Here is a 15,164-nt window from a genome sequence, read left to right as displayed (position 1 = left end):
CTATGTCCACCCTCCTGCTTTGCGTTTTAACAGATAAACAAAGAATGGTGCACCAATGATAGCCGTTAAAATCCCTAATGGTATTTCAGAACCTGTTAAAATCCGCGATACATTGTCGACAATGACTAAATAACATGCCCCGATCGATAAACTAGTTGGGATGAGTAACCGATTGTCATTACCTACGAGCATTCTGCTTATGTGTGGAATGATTAATCCGACCCAGCCAATTACGCCGCTAACACATACAGCCCCTGCAGTAGCTAACGTCGCTGAGGAAATTAATATCCCTTTCAAAAGTCCCAGATTCACTCCTAACGCTTTAGCCTCTTTGTCACCCATTGATAAAATATTGATCCGCCAGCGGATTGCCATTAATCCGAAAATCCCCACTAACATTGGTGCCCCAGCAATCATAATATCCTTGTAGCTCGCTGAGGCTAAACTTCCCATTAACCAAAAGGTGATTTTCGGCAATTGATCATAGGGATCAGCCCAATATTTCACCAATGAAATGAGCGCTGAAAAGACCGATGATACAATGGTTCCACCGAGTACAAGCATGACAGCAGGTGTCGTATTATAGGTCCTGCCAATGAAATAGCTTAGAAAGACAGCTAAAACGCCAAATCCAAAGGCAAACACATAAATCATGAAACTATTATTAAAAAGTAATATCGCGAGGGCCGCACCAAATCCTGCACCAGGGCTAACACCTAATATACTGGAGCTAACTAGTGGATTGCGGAACACCCCTTGGAAGGCAGCTCCACTTGCTGCAAGGCTTGCCCCTACTAACGCACCTAATAGTGCCCGTGGCAGCCGAATATCCAGGACGATTGATGTAGCCATATCTGCTGAACTAGCACTAGTGATGCCAAGTTTATGGAAGATCACTGTAAAAACAGTCGCTGCATCTAGCGGATATCTTCCTAATAACAGTGACAAGAAAATACAAATGATTGGCCCTGCTATTAAACTTATTAAAAATACCGACTTCTTTATTTTTTCCACCTGCTTACCTAGAAACAGATTTTACTCGTTTCTTTCTTAAGTAAATACTAATCGCGGCAATTATTACGATCAGGGAACTTACTAAAATATAAATAAATGTATTACTATTGCTGGATTGTGTTTCAACTTTTTCCTTATTAGTAGTTGTGGCCGCTACATAAGGTGTAACATTCTCTGGTTCAGCAGCGCTAACCACTGTCTCTTGCTTAGCAGTATCTTCATGGGGTTGTTCTTCAACCGCCGGGGTATCTTCAGTTGTTTTAGTTTGTGTTTCCGCTGTATTTTGTTCTGTAGGCGCTTTCTCAACCACTTTACTAGTTGTGTTTTCATTCTTTTTGCTATCAGCTTTTGGCGTATTTTCAACTTTTGGTTTGACTGATTCCGGTTTTGTTGTTGTCTCGCCCTTTGGAGCTGGAGTTTCAGGTTTTGGCGTTGTTTTTGAAGGGTTATTATTATTATTATTGGAAGGTGCCGCTTTTGTTCCTTCCGTTGTAAAGGTAAGTCTAATTTCCTTCCCTGTTGTCACGCCGCTTTTTGCCTTTAGGGTGGAGCTAACTACGACAGAATAGGTTGTCCCTTGTTCAAGGTTAGCTTTTGGTGTAATAATCGCATCGTTTCTTTTTTCAAAGTCAATTTGATCGTCTGCAAGGACTAGATTGATTGGGATCGCTGTTCCGCTTGCGGTGAGCAGTGAAAAGCAATTCTTGTTACTTTCATTTACAGACATATTGACAATATTTTTACTAAAAGTAAGTTTGATTTCCGGTTTCAAGGAAACACCAGTCGCACCATCATTTATAGAGGCTGACACCAATGTCAATGGTTCACTCTTTCCGCCGCCAGTACCGTCACCTTCTGCAAAAGCAGTTTGTCCCATTATGAAACTTGATAATACAATGATGAAAAATAGTAATTTAGTTTTTGAAAGAAACCTATTTTTATCTCTCATAAAATCTCACTCATTCCTCCTTATACACATAAAAACCACCATTTCCCATAAATCATTATAAAAAAGGAATCCTTTCCTAGCTGTGATAAAAGTTCCTTTTTATTTAGTTTTATTGGTTATTGTTTAGTTTTGTTAGTTATTGTTAAGTTTTATTAATAAATATTCGATAATCGACAATTATTTCCTTTATTTTTGTTCAGTAAATTTTAAGAGAAACAAAAAGTTTAATCGTCTTGTTCAGCCCAAATGTTCTTCTGCTCTAAAATCTGCCGTTTGAAAATTCTAACCATAGTTCTTATATTCGGGACAAGGAGCCTGTCCCAAAAATTTACTTTTTTATTTGAAAGTGATAAATTTTAATTAGTAATTTACTAATTTACTAAATCAGTAAATATGACAAGGGGTTAAATAATGAAGATTCCAACTACTTTAAAACATAAACCAGTTATTGTTTCCGATAATTATGAAAATGTGGACGGCAGAAATGCTTATCATACAGATGCCAAAGGTCTTTCATTAGGATTGGCTCAGTGGAATGACCGAGGAAAGGTTGATATTTCAGCTAAAGTGTGGAGACACACAGGGGAAAAATGGTCTCGACAGTCTGAGGAATTACCACTGCATCGTGTCATTGACCTTGCGATTCTCGTTTGCAGAACACAACAGCATTTTCGCGAGGCATATCGTTATGAAAAACTTTACGATACCGAAAACCCTATTATCGATCGAGTCGGTATACAGGGTGACGCCATGACAGTAGAAGTATGTACGGACAATGAAAAAATTGATGAGGATATAAAATTATTTAGCCAAGCTCTTAGTGATGATGACGAACTACTAGGTGAACGATTACGTATCTTATCAAGAATTTTAAAAGAGATGGGCTATTAAATAAACATTTATTGACTGCGAAGGGAGTGACAACTATGGATAAGGACAGGCGAAAGGAGTTAAAAGAGGCATACAAGCAGGTTAAGATATTCATGGGAGTGTACCAAATAACGAACAAAACCAATGGAAAAGTATACATTGATAGCTGTCCAAACTTAAAAAACAAGTGGATTACCTTACAAGGGCAGCTTGAAATGGGCATGTTCGCCAATTTTCAGTTACAAAAAGATTGGAAGGAACTAGGGGCAGGCGTATTTACCTATGAAGTCCTAGAAAAGAAGGATGCTAGCGAAGTGAACGACAGGCGTTGGGAACTGAAGCAAATGAAAAAACCGTGGCTGGAGAAAATGCAACCCTATGGCGATAGAGGTTATAATAAACCCTCAAATGATTGACTACGGATACTTTAGACAGATACAAATAAAAACGCTCAGAGCGTTTTTATTTGTTAATTGATGAAAAATTCACTACGCAATTCTTGGATGGGCTTTAGCTATTTTCCTAATTATTTTTCCCGATATACCGGGCCCTACCCAAATGATTGATTGGATCTATAAACAATTTGGGAAACCTTTGGAAATACAGAAGGATAAAATAACTAAAAATGGTTTAATTTATAAGCAAAGCTGTACTTCCTTAGGAACTACAGCCGGCAGGCTTTTTTTCTGCCAGCTTAGATACTTTTAAACGTTTTTTCATGTTCAAGCAGCCATTCCTTTCGCCACAATCCACCAGCATATCCGGTTAATTTTCCATTTGAACCAATAATCCGATGACATGGAATCACGATACTTAACTTGTTTTTTCCATTTGCACTCCCAACTGCCCTGATTGCCTTTTCATTTCCAATCGAAACAGCAATATCTTTGTAGGATCCCGTTTCCGCATAGGCTATTTCCGTTAACGCGTTCCACACTGTTTTTTGAAAGTTGGTTCCTTCAAAGTTGTAGGGGAATGTAAATTCTTGACGCACCCCTTTAAAATATTCATCCAATTGTTCAAAACACTCCACTAATACTTTAGGAGTCTCGACCTGCTTACTATTTTCTGCTTGCTCCCTCTCAGAGAACATAATTGAACAGACTCCCTCGGTTGTTCCCAATATCTCGATTACTCCAATTGGTGATTCATAATCTAATTTATGTAGTTGCTCCATCTAAAAACCTCCATATCAATCGATGAGCCTTGATTGATTATTTTCATTACTTTTCAACTTTCGATATTCACTCGGTGAGCAATGTTTTATGCTGCGAAACACCTTATAGAAATTAGAAGGACTTTGGAATCCAACTTCATAGCAAATCTCAAGGTTCGATCGATCTGTGCTTGTCAGAAGATGTGCCGCTTTATCCACTCGGATTTTTTCCAGATAGCTGCGCGGAGTTTCGGAAGTTTCCTGCTTAAATAACCGTTCAAGATAATAGGAACTTACACCAACATGATTAGCAATATCCTGTAATTCCAGCTTTTGATGATAATGATTTACTAAGAAGGCTATGACATTTCTTACAAGTTCAATATGCGGGGATTGATCTGATTTTGGCTGACATCTTTTACATGCCCGAAAACCGGATTTTTCCACTTCATTAATGTCATGATAGAATTCCACGTTTATTTTTTTCGGCTTTCTTGATCTACAAGAAGGGCGGCAGAATATCTTGGTCGTTTTCACTGCAGTATAAAATAACCCATCATATTTACTGTCACAAACAATGATTTTCTCCCACATTTCTTCGAAAGAAAGATTGATACCAGCCGCCATTATTATCTCCGTCCTTTCTCGTTTAGTCTTCATATAAATGTGAAGTATCTCTAGACATTACTAATTGCTCGGCATTCTTTTCTAAAAAGGCCATATATTTGTCAGATAGTGCATTTCCGAAGCTAAATCGTTTCACTCCTAATTCTCTTAGCTTATTACAATTCGTTAGTCCAGGCAAAGATAATAAATTAAGTGGGGCACTTACATTCAACGTAATTATCTTTATCTCATCATGGTCGGCCAATCCAGGGACAAATATTCCATTTGCACCACTCTCCACATAGGCCTTGGCTCGATCAATGGTTTCTAATAAAGGGTTTTCCCTTTGAAAATAAGTATCCGTTCTAGCGTTAATATAAAAATGTTTATAACCATTACTATCTAAAGCGCTTCTAATTTTTGCTAAAAGGTTACAGAACTCAGAGATTGTTCTTAACCCTTTTTGCTTTTTGAATGAATCTTCAATATTGATTCCCGCAACTCCAACGGCTGCTGTTCTTAATACATTATCAACAATCTCTTCTGTGCTTTCACCATAGCCTGCCTCAATATCAGCAGAGACAGGTATGTTCACATTATCAGCAATGGTTTTGATGATGCCAAGATGTCTTTCAAAATCAATTAATTCACCATCGTCAAATCCAAGCGAATTCGCAATTCCCCGACTCGTCGTTCCAATCGCTTTAAATCCTGCTTTCTCTAATGTTAAAGCGGATAACAAATCCCAAGCGTTTCCTAAAAAAAGGATATCCTTCGATGTATGCAGTTCATTAAATTCCTGTATTTTACTCATTCTAACTCCTCCAAATCATTTATTTGAAGTCATTTTACCAAGTAACTACAATCATTTCGTCCTCATTCTTGCCTTTATGGTCTCCCTTTCTACCCAATTACCATAATTTGTACTGGTCAAAATAAAGGTTTCTGTTATAATTTGTTTGGAATATAATTTAATAGCTAGAATTGTAGGGGGACCGGTGTTGCTGGTTGAGATAGCATCCTTAAGATGTTGACTCTTAGAACCTGATCTGGATGATACCAGCGGAGGGAACATATTCTTAAACAAATAAAATTGTTTGCTTATATGCGCCCTGGGTTCTCCCCTAGGGCGCTTTTATTATGTACATAGGAGGAATAGGAATGAAGAAGTGGGTAATCGCATTATGTTCATTATTCATGATTGCGGGCTGTAACAATTCGAATTCAGCATCAGAATCGAAAGAGAAAGACAAGCACTCTCTGAAAAAAGTATCTGTCGTACTCGATTGGACACCAAACACGAATCATACCGGTTTATATGTGGCAAAAGAAAAAGGCTATTTTAAAGATGAAGGATTAGATGTAGACATCATTATGCCAGGTGATGCTGGAGCAGATCAGCTTGTGGCTTCAGGTAAATCAGAGTTTGGCGTCAGCTATCAAGAATCGATCACACAAGCACGGATTCAGGGCGTTCCTCTTGTTTCTATAGCGGCCGTTATTCAACACAATACATCTGGTTTTGCCTCACCAGCTTCAAAAAACATTGTTTCACCAAAGGACTTTGCAGGTAAAACATACGGTGGCTGGGGCTCACCTGTTGAAAAATCGGTTATTTCTTCCTTAATGAAAAAAGAAAATGCCGATGTAAATAAAGTTTCGATTGTCAATATGGGAGATACTGAATTCTTTACAGCTGTGAAACGAGACATCGATTTCGCATGGATTTATTATGCCTGGACCGGTGTTGAAGCAGAGTTACGTGGAGAAAAGCTCAATATGGTATATCTAACAGACTACTCTGATAAACTCGATTATTACACACCAGTTCTCGCAACGAATGAAAACATGATAAAAGAAAACCCTGATACAGTAAAAGCTTTTGTAAAAGCTGCTTCCAAAGGGTATGAATTTGCAATTAAACATCCATCCGATGCTGCCGACATTTTAATTAAGGCAGTGCCAGACCTGGATCCAAAGCTTGTTAAAAAAAGTCAAGAATGGCTTGCCACTAAATATCAAGATGATGCACCAAGATGGGGCGAGCAAAAACAAAAAGTATGGGAAAATTATGCTACATGGATGTTTGACAATGGACTTCTAGAGAAAAAGCTTGACGCTAAAAAAGCATTTACAAATCAATTTTTACCACAATAAGGGGATAATGAAATGACAAATTCACTGATCAGTATTCAAATCATACCAAAAACCAAAAATGGCGAAAGTGTTATTCCATATGTAGATGAAGCAATACGAGTGATTCAAGAGTCTGGGGTAAAATTCGAGGTACATCCTCTTGAAACCACCATGGAAGGCGATTTACAGCAATTGCTGCAGGTGATCACGAAAATGAATGATCGCATGATAGAGATGGGCAGCAGTAACGTTATCTCCCAAATAAAAGTATTGTACCAGCCATCAGGCATCTCCATGGATCAGCTTACGGAGAAATATAGATAATGATGAAAGTCATAGCGAAAGGGTGGAGACCGTTATTGGTTCTCCTCCTTTTATTCATTGGTTGGGAAACGGTTGCGATTAAATCTAGAGTTCCGGATTGGCTTTTACCCACTCCGACAAAAATATTTTATGAGGGTTTCAATGGTTGGGCTAACTTTTATCCAGATTTATTGTCAACGATCAAATTATCCTTACTCGGATTTGCCTTAGGTTTAGTAATTGGGTTACTTACAGCAATTCTATTGCACTTGCTCCCTTTCATTCGGGAATCGATTTATCCGTTGCTAATCATCTCACAAAACATTCCTATTATCGTCCTAGCTCCTCTTTTAGTGATTTGGTTTGGCTTTGGATTATTACCAAAAATGATCGTCATCACTCTCGTTTGCTTTTTTCCCATCACCGTTGCCGCATTAGATGGCTTTAAGCAAACTTCCAATGAGTTAAAGCATTACATGATTATGGCAGGGGCATCGAATAAGCAATTATTTTGGAAGCTAGAGCTTCCCTATGCCCTTCCTTCTCTATTTTCAGGTTTAAAAATTTCCGCTACCTATAGTGTCATGGGTGCAGTGATTTCCGAATGGCTTGGTGCGAAGGATGGGATCGGTGTTTATATGACGCTGGCCTCCTCATCCTTCCGTACAGATAGAGTTTTTGTAGCCATATTTGCTATTGTGGCATTAAGTTTATTATTTTTTTCTATTATCGTTCTGATTGAACGCTGGCTCGTTCGGTGGCAGTTGAAAGGGGCGAAATGAAAGTGAGTCATCTTACGGTTTCAAATATTTCTAAGCAATTTGATAAGAATGAAGTCATCAAAAATCTCGCATTCACTGTAGAAAAGAATGAGTTTGTCTCGATTCTTGGTCCATCTGGCAGCGGGAAAAGTACTATTTTCAGTCTTATCGGAGGAATCCTCTCACCAGATCAAGGAACCATTCACTTAGATCATCAAGTCATTAACGGAAAACGGGGGTTTATAAGCTATATGCCACAAACCCCTTCTCTCCTTCCTTGGAGAACGATTGTCGAAAATGTATTGCTTGGGCAAGAGCTTCAAGGAAAAAAAGAAAAAGAAGAAGCATTAGAAATGATCGATATCGCTGGACTTGCGGGTTATGAAAATGCCTATCCTCATGAATTATCAGGTGGTATGAAACAAAGGGCTTCCTTTATTCGAGCATTATTAAGTCCTCAATCCATCATTTGCTTGGACGAACCTTTTTCAGCCTTAGATGAATTAACACGACTTGATATGCAAAAATGGCTATTATCAATTTGGGAAGAACATCGAAGAACCATCCTTTTCGTGACACATAATATTGAAGAAGCATTATTTCTATCTGACCGAATTATTGTTTTATCCAATAAACCATCTCAGGTGGCAGCCGAATTTCACGTTCCTTTTTCACGTCCAAGAGAGGAAAGTCTATTTCTAGAAGACGAGTTCTTAGAATGGAAAAGGAAAATTTACTATTCTCTTAAAAAAACAGGAGAGTGATTACGTTGTTAAAAATGATTGATGTGCATATTCATTTGGATCATTACAACGATGAAGAAATAAAAGATATCATTGAAAGGGACTCATCCTTAGAAGCACTAATATCCGTTTCTTTCGATTTAGAATCGAGTAAGAAAAATAAGGATCTTGCCAAAAGATACTCGATGGTTAAGCCAGCTTTCGGCTATCATCCTGAACAAACTCCCCCTACGGAAAAACAAATGGCTGAACTTTTCAGTTGGATCAAGAGCCATCAAAATGACATGGTCGCAGTTGGTGAAGTAGGGCTTCCTTATTATTTAGGAAAAGAACAAAAACTAACGACTCTTCAACGTAGCCAATACATTGAACTTTTAGAAGCATTTATTAAACTAAGTATGGAAGTAGAAAAACCTATCGTCCTTCATGCTGTTTATGAAGATGCACCGATCGTTTGTGATCTTTTGGAGAGATACTCCGTTCCAAAAGCCCATTTCCATTGGTTCAAAGGTGATTCCAAAACGATCCTGCGAATGGCCGAAAACGGCTACTATATTTCTGTCACGCCCGATGTTTTGTATGAGGAGGAAATTCAGCAGCTCGTTCAATCCTATCCACTTCAGCAAATCATGGTCGAAACAGATGGTCCATGGCCTTTTGAAGGACCTTTCACTGGAAAGATGACCCATCCTTCAATGATGAAAGAATCTATTAAAAACATATCCAAAATCAAGAAGCTTTCAATAGATGAGGTATTTCATCACATTTTTTATAATTCTAAACATTTCTTTTCAATTTAAAGAATAGAAAGAAAGTAAGTGGCAGGGACTCACCCGCAGCTTTTCTCTTTGGCCAACCTGTCCGACTTGTGAGCACGAGCGCAAACCAAATCATGGATTTCTTTTTATTACTCTCGGCACCAGCAAGACGAGCATTAGAAAACAATGGGGTAGCGAACAGTGACTGGCACTGTTCGCTATACACTTGGGGGCAGCCACCGCTAATGCACTACATCATTTAAACCTTTTTAACAAATTCAGATTTTAATTTCATTGCGCCAAAACCTTCAATTTTGCAATCAATATTGTGATCCCCATCAACTAAACGGATATTTTTAACTTTCGTACCTACTTTTAAAACTGATGAGCTGCCTTTCACTTTTAGGTCCTTGATTACTGTCACAGAATCACCATCGGTTAAAACATTCCCATTTGCATCTTTGTATACCTTTTGATCCTCATTATTTACAGTTTCTAACTCTAATGCCCACTCATGGGCACATTCTGGGCAAACAAAAAAACTTCCATCCTCATACGTGTATTCTGAATTGCATTTTGGACAATTTGGTAAATTAGACATATCGATGTTTCCTCCATTCATCCCGGTATATTCCTGAAAATCGAGATTTACGTCGATTACGATAGCGAATTGGAATATTATTAGGGAGTTCTTACTATGCTTATATATTGGCATAGTATCGATATATGGACAAGCCCGTCAGAAAAAAAGGTGCCTGACCTCCAGTGCGTTAAAGATTTTACGCATCTGAGATCAGGCACTATTTTGCAGAGACAAGGAGCCTGTCCCCTTGTATTTACAATTCCATCCCATTCAACAAATCTCTCAAAGACCTTAACTCATCAATGTTCAACGTAACACCCTTCCCCATTTTCTCATGCTCAGGTGCCCAATCGCGCAAATCGTATTTTGCCTCTTTTCCATTCCAACTAATTAGATTCAGTTCTTTGTTCCAGCCTTTAGGGGACTGTGATAACGTCCCCATGGTTTCTTTTATTTCAAATTTGATTTCTGCCATTGCTATTTGCCTCCATCAGATTAGGTAGTGGAGATTTAAGATAATCAGCATAGGTGTAATGAGATTGTGGTTGATTTATGCTCATTCCTTTCATCCTTTCTGCCTTTATTTAAATAGTTTTTTAATCAGTTTAAAAATATCAAATGTTGTTCGATTATAAACTTTGTTATAGGCATACTTCTTAGGATTTCTTAGCCATCCATAACCCCTGGGCATTTTTAATCCTGCTCTATGAACAATCTGTCTTTTAATGCTTGTTCTAGCTGAAATTCTTTTCTTCAAGCTTGGCTTTCTCATTCCGAATTTCATACGAGTATCTCCTTAAGGTTCAATTGGCACTCTATTTTCACTGGGCATAAGTTTTGGAAGAAGGGTGTCACGAATATAAAGCAGACGTATTCTTCCAGTGTTCCTAATAATTATGGTCATCTAAAACCTCAAAAATCGCTGATTCAAATTCCTCTTGATCAGGGTCACTATTAATCCAATCTGGACGCACTTCCAAATAACGCCCTAATGCCTTGATGGTTTTCTGTAGAATCGCTTCGTGTTGTTTTTTCTCGAGAAGCTCAACGATTAGTGCGATTGTATCCATATAAGTATTTTCGTCTACAATTTCTATTGCCGCTTTAAACCGTTCGATAAGCTTTGCTTTTTCAATCGAACGCTCCATGGTGTTCATTTCTTCTTGATTGTATACAGGTACAGCCACTAAATAGTCCGCTTCTTTATCCAATACAAACTGTAAGCGATGATTTTCAACTACAGGTTTTAAATCTCGCTTCAATTTTTCCTTTTGAATCTCCAGCTTATCAAGGTCTGTTAATTCTTTTGAAAAATAAGCAGCAGTTATTTCAAACATTTCTTCTAATACTGGCAAATATTTTTTCGGAATGTTTTGCTTCCCTTTGATCCACATATTAATATTTTGTTTCTTGATCCCTAGCTTGTCAGCTAAGTCTATGTGCTGCATTTGATACATGTTGAGAATATACTCGAGGCCAATCATTCGCTCACCCCCCACTGACTATTGTCTCGGTCAATTTGTCTTTATTTTACCATATTTTAGTTGACCTTTACAATGTAGGGATAACTCTTTCTTCTATGAAAAAGAGGCAGAAGGTATTAAATCACCTCTGCCTCTACAAGCCTGACACTATTTCAAGTTGATTTCTTCGTACTCTCCACCAGCCCAGCCAAACCCACTTGAAACTTCTAAGGAATAACTAGCAGCATCCTGTGGCAATTCAAAGACTAACTTGCCCTTCTTTGATAGTCCTGGATTAATATCTTGCAAGAAGAAATCCATTGCACCTTTTACCACCATCATGACATTCGAATCGCTCGTTGGCTCAAATTCTCTGCCCTGGTCATCCTTAATTTTGAACATATTGCTATCTACCATTCTAGCTTTTTTATCATAATTAAACGCTTCTAGATCAATAACAACAAACTGGCCCTCAGTCTTTACGGATTCAATAAATTGATTATCAGATTTGATTTCCTTTGTCGTCTCAACATTTAAAACCTTGTATCCAAGCTTGCCCGTTTTCACTATATCTCCGACCACAAATGCCTTCACTTTTGGCTTTTCTGATTGTTTCGTTTCATTTGTCTGTTTATTCTTTGTTTCAGATGTAGTTTTAGTTGTTGTTGTTGCTGCTTCTTTCGATGTTTTGTCCGACTTTTCTTCTCCCCCATCAAGCATCGAACCAATTACCCCAAGAACGATAATTACCCCAACCACTATCATGATAATTTTGCCTATTTTCTTCATCTTTCAATCCTCCTCGTACATTTATTGTCTTAGTCAATAAGTTAATCTTACGATATTTTATTGTCCTGGTCAATATTTTATGTTTTATTAAGTATTTTACTTTGTCGGCATCATTATTTATTCGAAAAAGTTTTAACAAGTTTAATAGCAAAAAAGTATTGAATTCTTTGTATTTTGTGTTTACTCTAGGTAAAAAGCAAGGGGGGAATTGGACGTGATTAGAAAACTAACCGACCAAGATCATCATCAGGTGATCGCTTTTTTAAGTGAGGAGCCATCTATTAATCTATTTATCATTGGGGATCTAGAAACCTTCGGATACTCTTCAGATTATCAAGAAATTTGGGCAGAGTTTGATGAACAGAATACAATGAAAGCTGTTCTTCTAAGGTTTCATCAATCATTTATTCCATATGCCATAGGAGAATTTGATACGAGTGGTTTCATTTCTATCATGAAAAAGTACAACCAGCCTGTTTCCTTATCCGGGAAGTCCGAAATAGTAGAGAAATTCGAAGCCACAGGTGACCTTATACTCGGTAAGAAACAAGTGACCTTCTTTGCAGAATGTCTTATGGATGAATGCCTGAGAGCGGAAGATGTCGAGTATAAAAAGGCTAATATCGAGGATGTCGACAAAATCATTGCACTCCGCAGCTCGATTGAAGAATTTCAAATAAGAAGTGATGCACGCGATATACTTGTTCAGGCGATGGAATCCAACACAGCAAGAACCTATTATACCGCTGAAAATGATGTCATTACTTCCTGTGTGTCAACAACAGCAGAAAATTCGATGTCGGCGATGATTGTTGGCGTCTGTACTCGGAAGGAATATCGCCGTAAGGGGCTCGCAACTGCCATCATGCAAAAGTTATTTAAGGATGTCCTAGACGAAGGAAAAACACTTTGTCTTTTTTACGATAATCCTGCAGCAGGCCGTATTTATAAGCGACTTGGCTTTAAGGATATTGGAATGTGGACAATGTATCGCTGATGATTAATGGGATGAGATGCCAGTCCCCTCGTCCCATCATTATTTAAGCAGCATAATTGGTTCGGTTTACACATATATTTATAAAACATTTTCATAAGAAAGGGGAATCTTTACCTATGGATATTTGCATTTCTTGTGGAAAGGAATTATCAATAATGGAGAGGAACAGAACCGAATGTTGGGAGTGCAGAGATACCACTGTTGAAGCATATACGGAGGATGAGTAAATAGTTCGGATAAAATGTAAATAAAAGCAAAAAGGTGCCTGACACCCTATGGGTGTCAGGCACTACTAATATTATTTCCTCACATTTTTTTAGCTAGTCTTTCTTTTATTTCCGGAATACTGCGTCCCTGTTTTTTTAAATCCTGTATTTCTTTGACTTTGGCTAATGCTTCTTCTCTGGGGAACCGTCTGGTTAGGTTTTCTTGTTCCTGTTTAAAAGGAAGCATCCCTTCCTCAGTATAGAATTTTAGGGTACTGTAACGACTTCCACTAAGACGGACCAGTTCTCCAATAGAGACAAATTCGGAAGCTAATATTTTTTCCATCGAACGTTGACGGGACATTTTCTCCCCCCTGTTATAAGGATAGTGGATATTTTCTTAACCGGACACCATGAACAGGTATTTGATATAGCTTAGCTGAAGGTACGGCTTCATATAGGACATTATCAATCTTGATAAGGGGTACTTCGCCTTCACGTATCACTGTAAAGATATGACCTTTACTTTCCAGCCTCGCTTTTACATCCCGTAAACGCTCCGCTTTATTGGCAAAGAACTCTTCCGTATCAATAAAAATAGATTGGGATCGTTCAATAACAGGAAAAACAAAATTGAGTCCCGAACCTGAAGGGGTGGACATAACTTCCTTTTTTATCTTTAAAAAATTCTTTATTCCCATTTCAATGGTTTTATGAATAGTAATCGGGAAAACCTGTTTAGCCAACGAGCTGCTGCCCAGTAATTCATAGATGCGCTCCGCAACCCGTTTCAATTCATCTTTTGAGAAGAAGTCATGAATACAACCACTTTCCCTTAGCAACCAAAGCATTAGGATGGCTTCGTCTGTCATTGCTCCAGTTTCTAATGTCTCAGCACGAAGGCTTTCCGTCAATCTTGAAAAAACCTCTGAATTACTGCGGTATTCCTTCATTGAGATACCAGCTGTAACATATTCCAAATCACATCCAAGCAGGGCTGGAATTTCTTCCAAAGCATTTGCTTCAGTCAAAGAAACAGCAAAAGCGTTCTCCACCTCTTTCAACACCTTTTTGGAAAGTTTGGTAACTTTCATGAGATAGTGGGGTAGCAGTTCACTTAATATTTCATTTTTACCAAGAAGAGTTTTTAAAACAGATTCTTGATACGTCGTAATTGCTGGAGACCGCAAATCCTCCCTTTTGAATGTCAGGAAATCACCATCCGTTCTAAAGCCGTTATCCAAATATAATTCTAAAATCGTTGCAGCAGCCATACAACGCAAAAATACCTTCTTTGCGTTCGTTAAATGAAGACTATCCTGGGCGTTGAGTGCTATTATGGAAAAGTTTTGCGCAAAACTGAGTTCCTTCATAAACGTCCCCCCTGGTTCATGGTATCCACTTACTACTTATTACTTACCACATATTACTTACGATTTAAGGATATCAAAGGTGGAAAGGATTGTAAATAGGAAAAGGTACCTTTAGTTCCCTTAAGAGTTTTTTTTCATCACCTTTATGAAGGACTTTTTCTCCTGTTCCCTTATCAGATTTGTCCTTCATCACTTTAGAATACGGTGTCTGACGGTTTTAGCCGCTTCTAGCCTTTATAAGCTACCCAACTTCCACTAATCCCTCGGCCTCGGTCGCTTTTACCCCTTATAAGCTACCTAGCTTCCACTAATCCCTCGGCTTCGGTCGCTTATACCCTTTATAAGCTACTCAACCTCCACTAATCCCCCGGTTTCGGTCGCTTATAGCCCTTATACGCTACCCTGCTCCCACTAATCCCTCGGCTTCGGTCGCTTATAGCCCTTATAAGCTACCCAG

20 protein-coding genes and 1 riboswitch are annotated in these 15,164 nt (G+C 38.3%); of the genes, 8 read left to right on the top strand and 12 right to left on the bottom strand.

Features of this window, described 5'->3' with window-relative positions; genetic code table 11:
• The gene (locus BANVL01_RS23595; RefSeq protein ID WP_066082784.1) at positions 1-1,014 is read right to left on the bottom strand and encodes a FecCD family ABC transporter permease; all 1,014 of its coding nucleotides are present in this window, start codon (positions 1,012-1,014) and stop codon (positions 1-3) included.
• A 4-nt stretch (positions 1,015-1,018) separates the two neighbouring features.
• Positions 1,019-1,963 (bottom strand): Ig-like domain-containing domain, encoded by a 945-nt coding sequence (locus BANVL01_RS23590; RefSeq protein WP_066082781.1) that lies wholly within the window; start codon positions 1,961-1,963, stop codon positions 1,019-1,021.
• A 411-nt stretch (positions 1,964-2,374) separates the two neighbouring features.
• On the opposite strand from BANVL01_RS23590, the gene BANVL01_RS23585 reads away from it, so the two are divergent.
• Positions 2,375-2,854 carry a DUF6530 family protein gene (locus BANVL01_RS23585; protein WP_066082777.1) on the top strand — a complete coding sequence of 160 codons (480 nt, stop codon included), beginning with the start codon at positions 2,375-2,377 and terminating at the stop codon, positions 2,852-2,854.
• Positions 2,855-2,889: 35 nt separating this feature from the next.
• Positions 2,890-3,249: a GIY-YIG nuclease family protein gene (locus BANVL01_RS23580; protein ID WP_066082775.1), complete on the top strand. Its 360-nt coding sequence runs from the start codon at positions 2,890-2,892 to the stop codon at positions 3,247-3,249.
• 278 nt (positions 3,250-3,527) lie between these two features.
• Here the strand turns inward: BANVL01_RS23580 and BANVL01_RS23575 are convergent, their stop codons facing one another.
• From BANVL01_RS23575 to BANVL01_RS23565, 3 genes are read right to left on the bottom strand one after another with little or no spacing between them, the layout of a single operon-like run.
• Complete coding sequence (locus tag BANVL01_RS23575) at positions 3,528-4,010, bottom strand: methylated-DNA--[protein]-cysteine S-methyltransferase (RefSeq protein WP_066082772.1); 483 nt, start codon at positions 4,008-4,010, stop codon at positions 3,528-3,530.
• Between the two features lie 15 nt (positions 4,011-4,025).
• Positions 4,026-4,616 carry a bifunctional transcriptional activator/DNA repair enzyme AdaA gene (locus tag BANVL01_RS23570; protein ID WP_066082768.1) on the bottom strand — a complete coding sequence of 197 codons (591 nt, stop codon included), beginning with the start codon at positions 4,614-4,616 and terminating at the stop codon, positions 4,026-4,028.
• A 22-nt stretch (positions 4,617-4,638) separates the two neighbouring features.
• The gene (locus BANVL01_RS23565; RefSeq protein ID WP_066082765.1) at positions 4,639-5,409 is read right to left on the bottom strand and encodes an isocitrate lyase/PEP mutase family protein; all 771 of its coding nucleotides are present in this window, start codon (positions 5,407-5,409) and stop codon (positions 4,639-4,641) included.
• A gap of 164 nt (positions 5,410-5,573) precedes the next feature.
• Positions 5,574-5,683, top strand: a riboswitch (TPP riboswitch).
• 73 nt (positions 5,684-5,756) lie between these two features.
• Between BANVL01_RS23565 and BANVL01_RS23560 the strand changes: the two genes are divergently transcribed.
• Genes BANVL01_RS23560 through BANVL01_RS23540 form a run of 5 tightly spaced genes read left to right on the top strand, consistent with a single transcriptional unit; the run spans position 5,757 to position 9,338 of the window.
• Positions 5,757-6,752 carry an ABC transporter substrate-binding protein gene (locus BANVL01_RS23560; RefSeq protein WP_066082762.1) on the top strand — a complete coding sequence of 332 codons (996 nt, stop codon included), beginning with the start codon at positions 5,757-5,759 and terminating at the stop codon, positions 6,750-6,752.
• A 12-nt stretch (positions 6,753-6,764) separates the two neighbouring features.
• Positions 6,765-7,055 (top strand): thiamine-binding protein, encoded by a 291-nt coding sequence (locus BANVL01_RS23555; RefSeq protein WP_066082760.1) that lies wholly within the window; start codon positions 6,765-6,767, stop codon positions 7,053-7,055.
• Complete coding sequence (locus BANVL01_RS23550; RefSeq protein WP_066082758.1) at positions 7,055-7,816, top strand: ABC transporter permease; 762 nt, start codon at positions 7,055-7,057, stop codon at positions 7,814-7,816. The genes BANVL01_RS23555 and BANVL01_RS23550 overlap by 1 nt, the downstream gene beginning before the upstream one ends.
• Before the next feature lie 2 nt (positions 7,817-7,818).
• A complete protein-coding gene (locus BANVL01_RS23545) occupies positions 7,819-8,559 on the top strand; it encodes an ABC transporter ATP-binding protein (protein WP_156482400.1) in 741 nt (246 codons plus the stop codon).
• Complete coding sequence (locus BANVL01_RS23540) at positions 8,556-9,338, top strand: TatD family hydrolase (RefSeq protein WP_369689619.1); 783 nt, start codon at positions 8,556-8,558, stop codon at positions 9,336-9,338. Before BANVL01_RS23545 ends, BANVL01_RS23540 begins: the two co-directional genes overlap by 4 nt.
• Positions 9,339-9,555: 217 nt before the next feature.
• Here the strand turns inward: BANVL01_RS23540 and BANVL01_RS23530 are convergent, their stop codons facing one another.
• The 5 genes from BANVL01_RS23530 to BANVL01_RS23510 all read right to left on the bottom strand — a co-directional run bounded on the left by BANVL01_RS23530 (position 9,556) and on the right by BANVL01_RS23510 (position 12,131).
• Positions 9,556-9,897, bottom strand: a complete 342-nt coding sequence (locus BANVL01_RS23530) for a zinc ribbon domain-containing protein YjdM (RefSeq protein ID WP_066082749.1) — start codon at positions 9,895-9,897, stop codon at positions 9,556-9,558.
• Positions 9,898-10,132: 235 nt separating this feature from the next.
• A complete protein-coding gene (locus tag BANVL01_RS23525) occupies positions 10,133-10,354 on the bottom strand; it encodes a YdbC family protein (protein ID WP_066082748.1) in 222 nt (73 codons plus the stop codon).
• 105 nt (positions 10,355-10,459) lie between these two features.
• The gene (locus tag BANVL01_RS23520) at positions 10,460-10,663 is read right to left on the bottom strand and encodes a hypothetical protein (protein ID WP_066082746.1); all 204 of its coding nucleotides are present in this window, start codon (positions 10,661-10,663) and stop codon (positions 10,460-10,462) included.
• Positions 10,664-10,766: 103 nt separating this feature from the next.
• Positions 10,767-11,363 carry a helix-turn-helix domain-containing protein gene (locus tag BANVL01_RS23515; RefSeq protein WP_066082744.1) on the bottom strand — a complete coding sequence of 199 codons (597 nt, stop codon included), beginning with the start codon at positions 11,361-11,363 and terminating at the stop codon, positions 10,767-10,769.
• A gap of 147 nt (positions 11,364-11,510) precedes the next feature.
• Positions 11,511-12,131, bottom strand: a complete 621-nt coding sequence (locus BANVL01_RS23510) for a DUF4352 domain-containing protein (RefSeq protein ID WP_066082742.1) — start codon at positions 12,129-12,131, stop codon at positions 11,511-11,513.
• A gap of 214 nt (positions 12,132-12,345) precedes the next feature.
• On the opposite strand from BANVL01_RS23510, the gene BANVL01_RS23505 reads away from it, so the two are divergent.
• Positions 12,346-13,128 (top strand): GNAT family N-acetyltransferase, encoded by a 783-nt coding sequence (locus tag BANVL01_RS23505; RefSeq protein WP_066082740.1) that lies wholly within the window; start codon positions 12,346-12,348, stop codon positions 13,126-13,128.
• Positions 13,129-13,434: 306 nt separating this feature from the next.
• Here the strand turns inward: BANVL01_RS23505 and BANVL01_RS23500 are convergent, their stop codons facing one another.
• Positions 13,435-13,680, bottom strand: a complete 246-nt coding sequence (locus BANVL01_RS23500; RefSeq protein ID WP_235845736.1) for a helix-turn-helix domain-containing protein — start codon at positions 13,678-13,680, stop codon at positions 13,435-13,437.
• Positions 13,681-13,711: 31 nt separating this feature from the next.
• Positions 13,712-14,707: a hypothetical protein gene (locus tag BANVL01_RS23495; RefSeq protein WP_066082736.1), complete on the bottom strand. Its 996-nt coding sequence runs from the start codon at positions 14,705-14,707 to the stop codon at positions 13,712-13,714.
• Between the last annotated feature and the right edge of the window lie 457 nt (positions 14,708-15,164).

This window comes from Neobacillus novalis NBRC 102450 (genome assembly GCF_001591805.1).
Lineage (GTDB): Bacteria > Bacillota > Bacilli > Bacillales > Cytobacillaceae > Neobacillus > Neobacillus novalis.
This window is presented reverse-complemented; position numbering and strand designations above follow the sequence as displayed.

What these genes read in the sequence shown, in the direction of transcription:
- BANVL01_RS23590 (WP_066082781.1), bottom strand. Translation starts at nt 1,963, where the DNA reads ATGAGAGATAAAAATAGGTTTCTTTCAAAAACTAAATTACTATTTTTC.
- BANVL01_RS23585 (WP_066082777.1), top strand. Translation starts at nt 2,375, where the DNA reads ATGAAGATTCCAACTACTTTAAAACATAAACCAGTTATTGTTTCCGAT.
- BANVL01_RS23580 (WP_066082775.1), top strand. Translation starts at nt 2,890, where the DNA reads ATGGATAAGGACAGGCGAAAGGAGTTAAAAGAGGCATACAAGCAGGTT.
- BANVL01_RS23575 (WP_066082772.1), bottom strand. Translation starts at nt 4,010, where the DNA reads ATGGAGCAACTACATAAATTAGATTATGAATCACCAATTGGAGTAATC.
- BANVL01_RS23570 (WP_066082768.1), bottom strand. Translation starts at nt 4,616, where the DNA reads ATGGCGGCTGGTATCAATCTTTCTTTCGAAGAAATGTGGGAGAAAATC.
- BANVL01_RS23565 (WP_066082765.1), bottom strand. Translation starts at nt 5,409, where the DNA reads ATGAGTAAAATACAGGAATTTAATGAACTGCATACATCGAAGGATATC.
- BANVL01_RS23560 (WP_066082762.1), top strand. Translation starts at nt 5,757, where the DNA reads ATGAAGAAGTGGGTAATCGCATTATGTTCATTATTCATGATTGCGGGC.
- BANVL01_RS23555 (WP_066082760.1), top strand. Translation starts at nt 6,765, where the DNA reads ATGACAAATTCACTGATCAGTATTCAAATCATACCAAAAACCAAAAAT.
- BANVL01_RS23550 (WP_066082758.1), top strand. Translation starts at nt 7,055, where the DNA reads ATGATGAAAGTCATAGCGAAAGGGTGGAGACCGTTATTGGTTCTCCTC.
- BANVL01_RS23530 (WP_066082749.1), bottom strand. Translation starts at nt 9,897, where the DNA reads ATGTCTAATTTACCAAATTGTCCAAAATGCAATTCAGAATACACGTAT.
- BANVL01_RS23525 (WP_066082748.1), bottom strand. Translation starts at nt 10,354, where the DNA reads ATGGCAGAAATCAAATTTGAAATAAAAGAAACCATGGGGACGTTATCA.
- BANVL01_RS23520 (WP_066082746.1), bottom strand. Translation starts at nt 10,663, where the DNA reads ATGAAATTCGGAATGAGAAAGCCAAGCTTGAAGAAAAGAATTTCAGCT.
- BANVL01_RS23515 (WP_066082744.1), bottom strand. Translation starts at nt 11,363, where the DNA reads ATGATTGGCCTCGAGTATATTCTCAACATGTATCAAATGCAGCACATA.
- BANVL01_RS23510 (WP_066082742.1), bottom strand. Translation starts at nt 12,131, where the DNA reads ATGAAGAAAATAGGCAAAATTATCATGATAGTGGTTGGGGTAATTATC.
- BANVL01_RS23500 (WP_235845736.1), bottom strand. Translation starts at nt 13,680, where the DNA reads ATGGAAAAAATATTAGCTTCCGAATTTGTCTCTATTGGAGAACTGGTC.
- BANVL01_RS23495 (WP_066082736.1), bottom strand. Translation starts at nt 14,707, where the DNA reads ATGAAGGAACTCAGTTTTGCGCAAAACTTTTCCATAATAGCACTCAAC.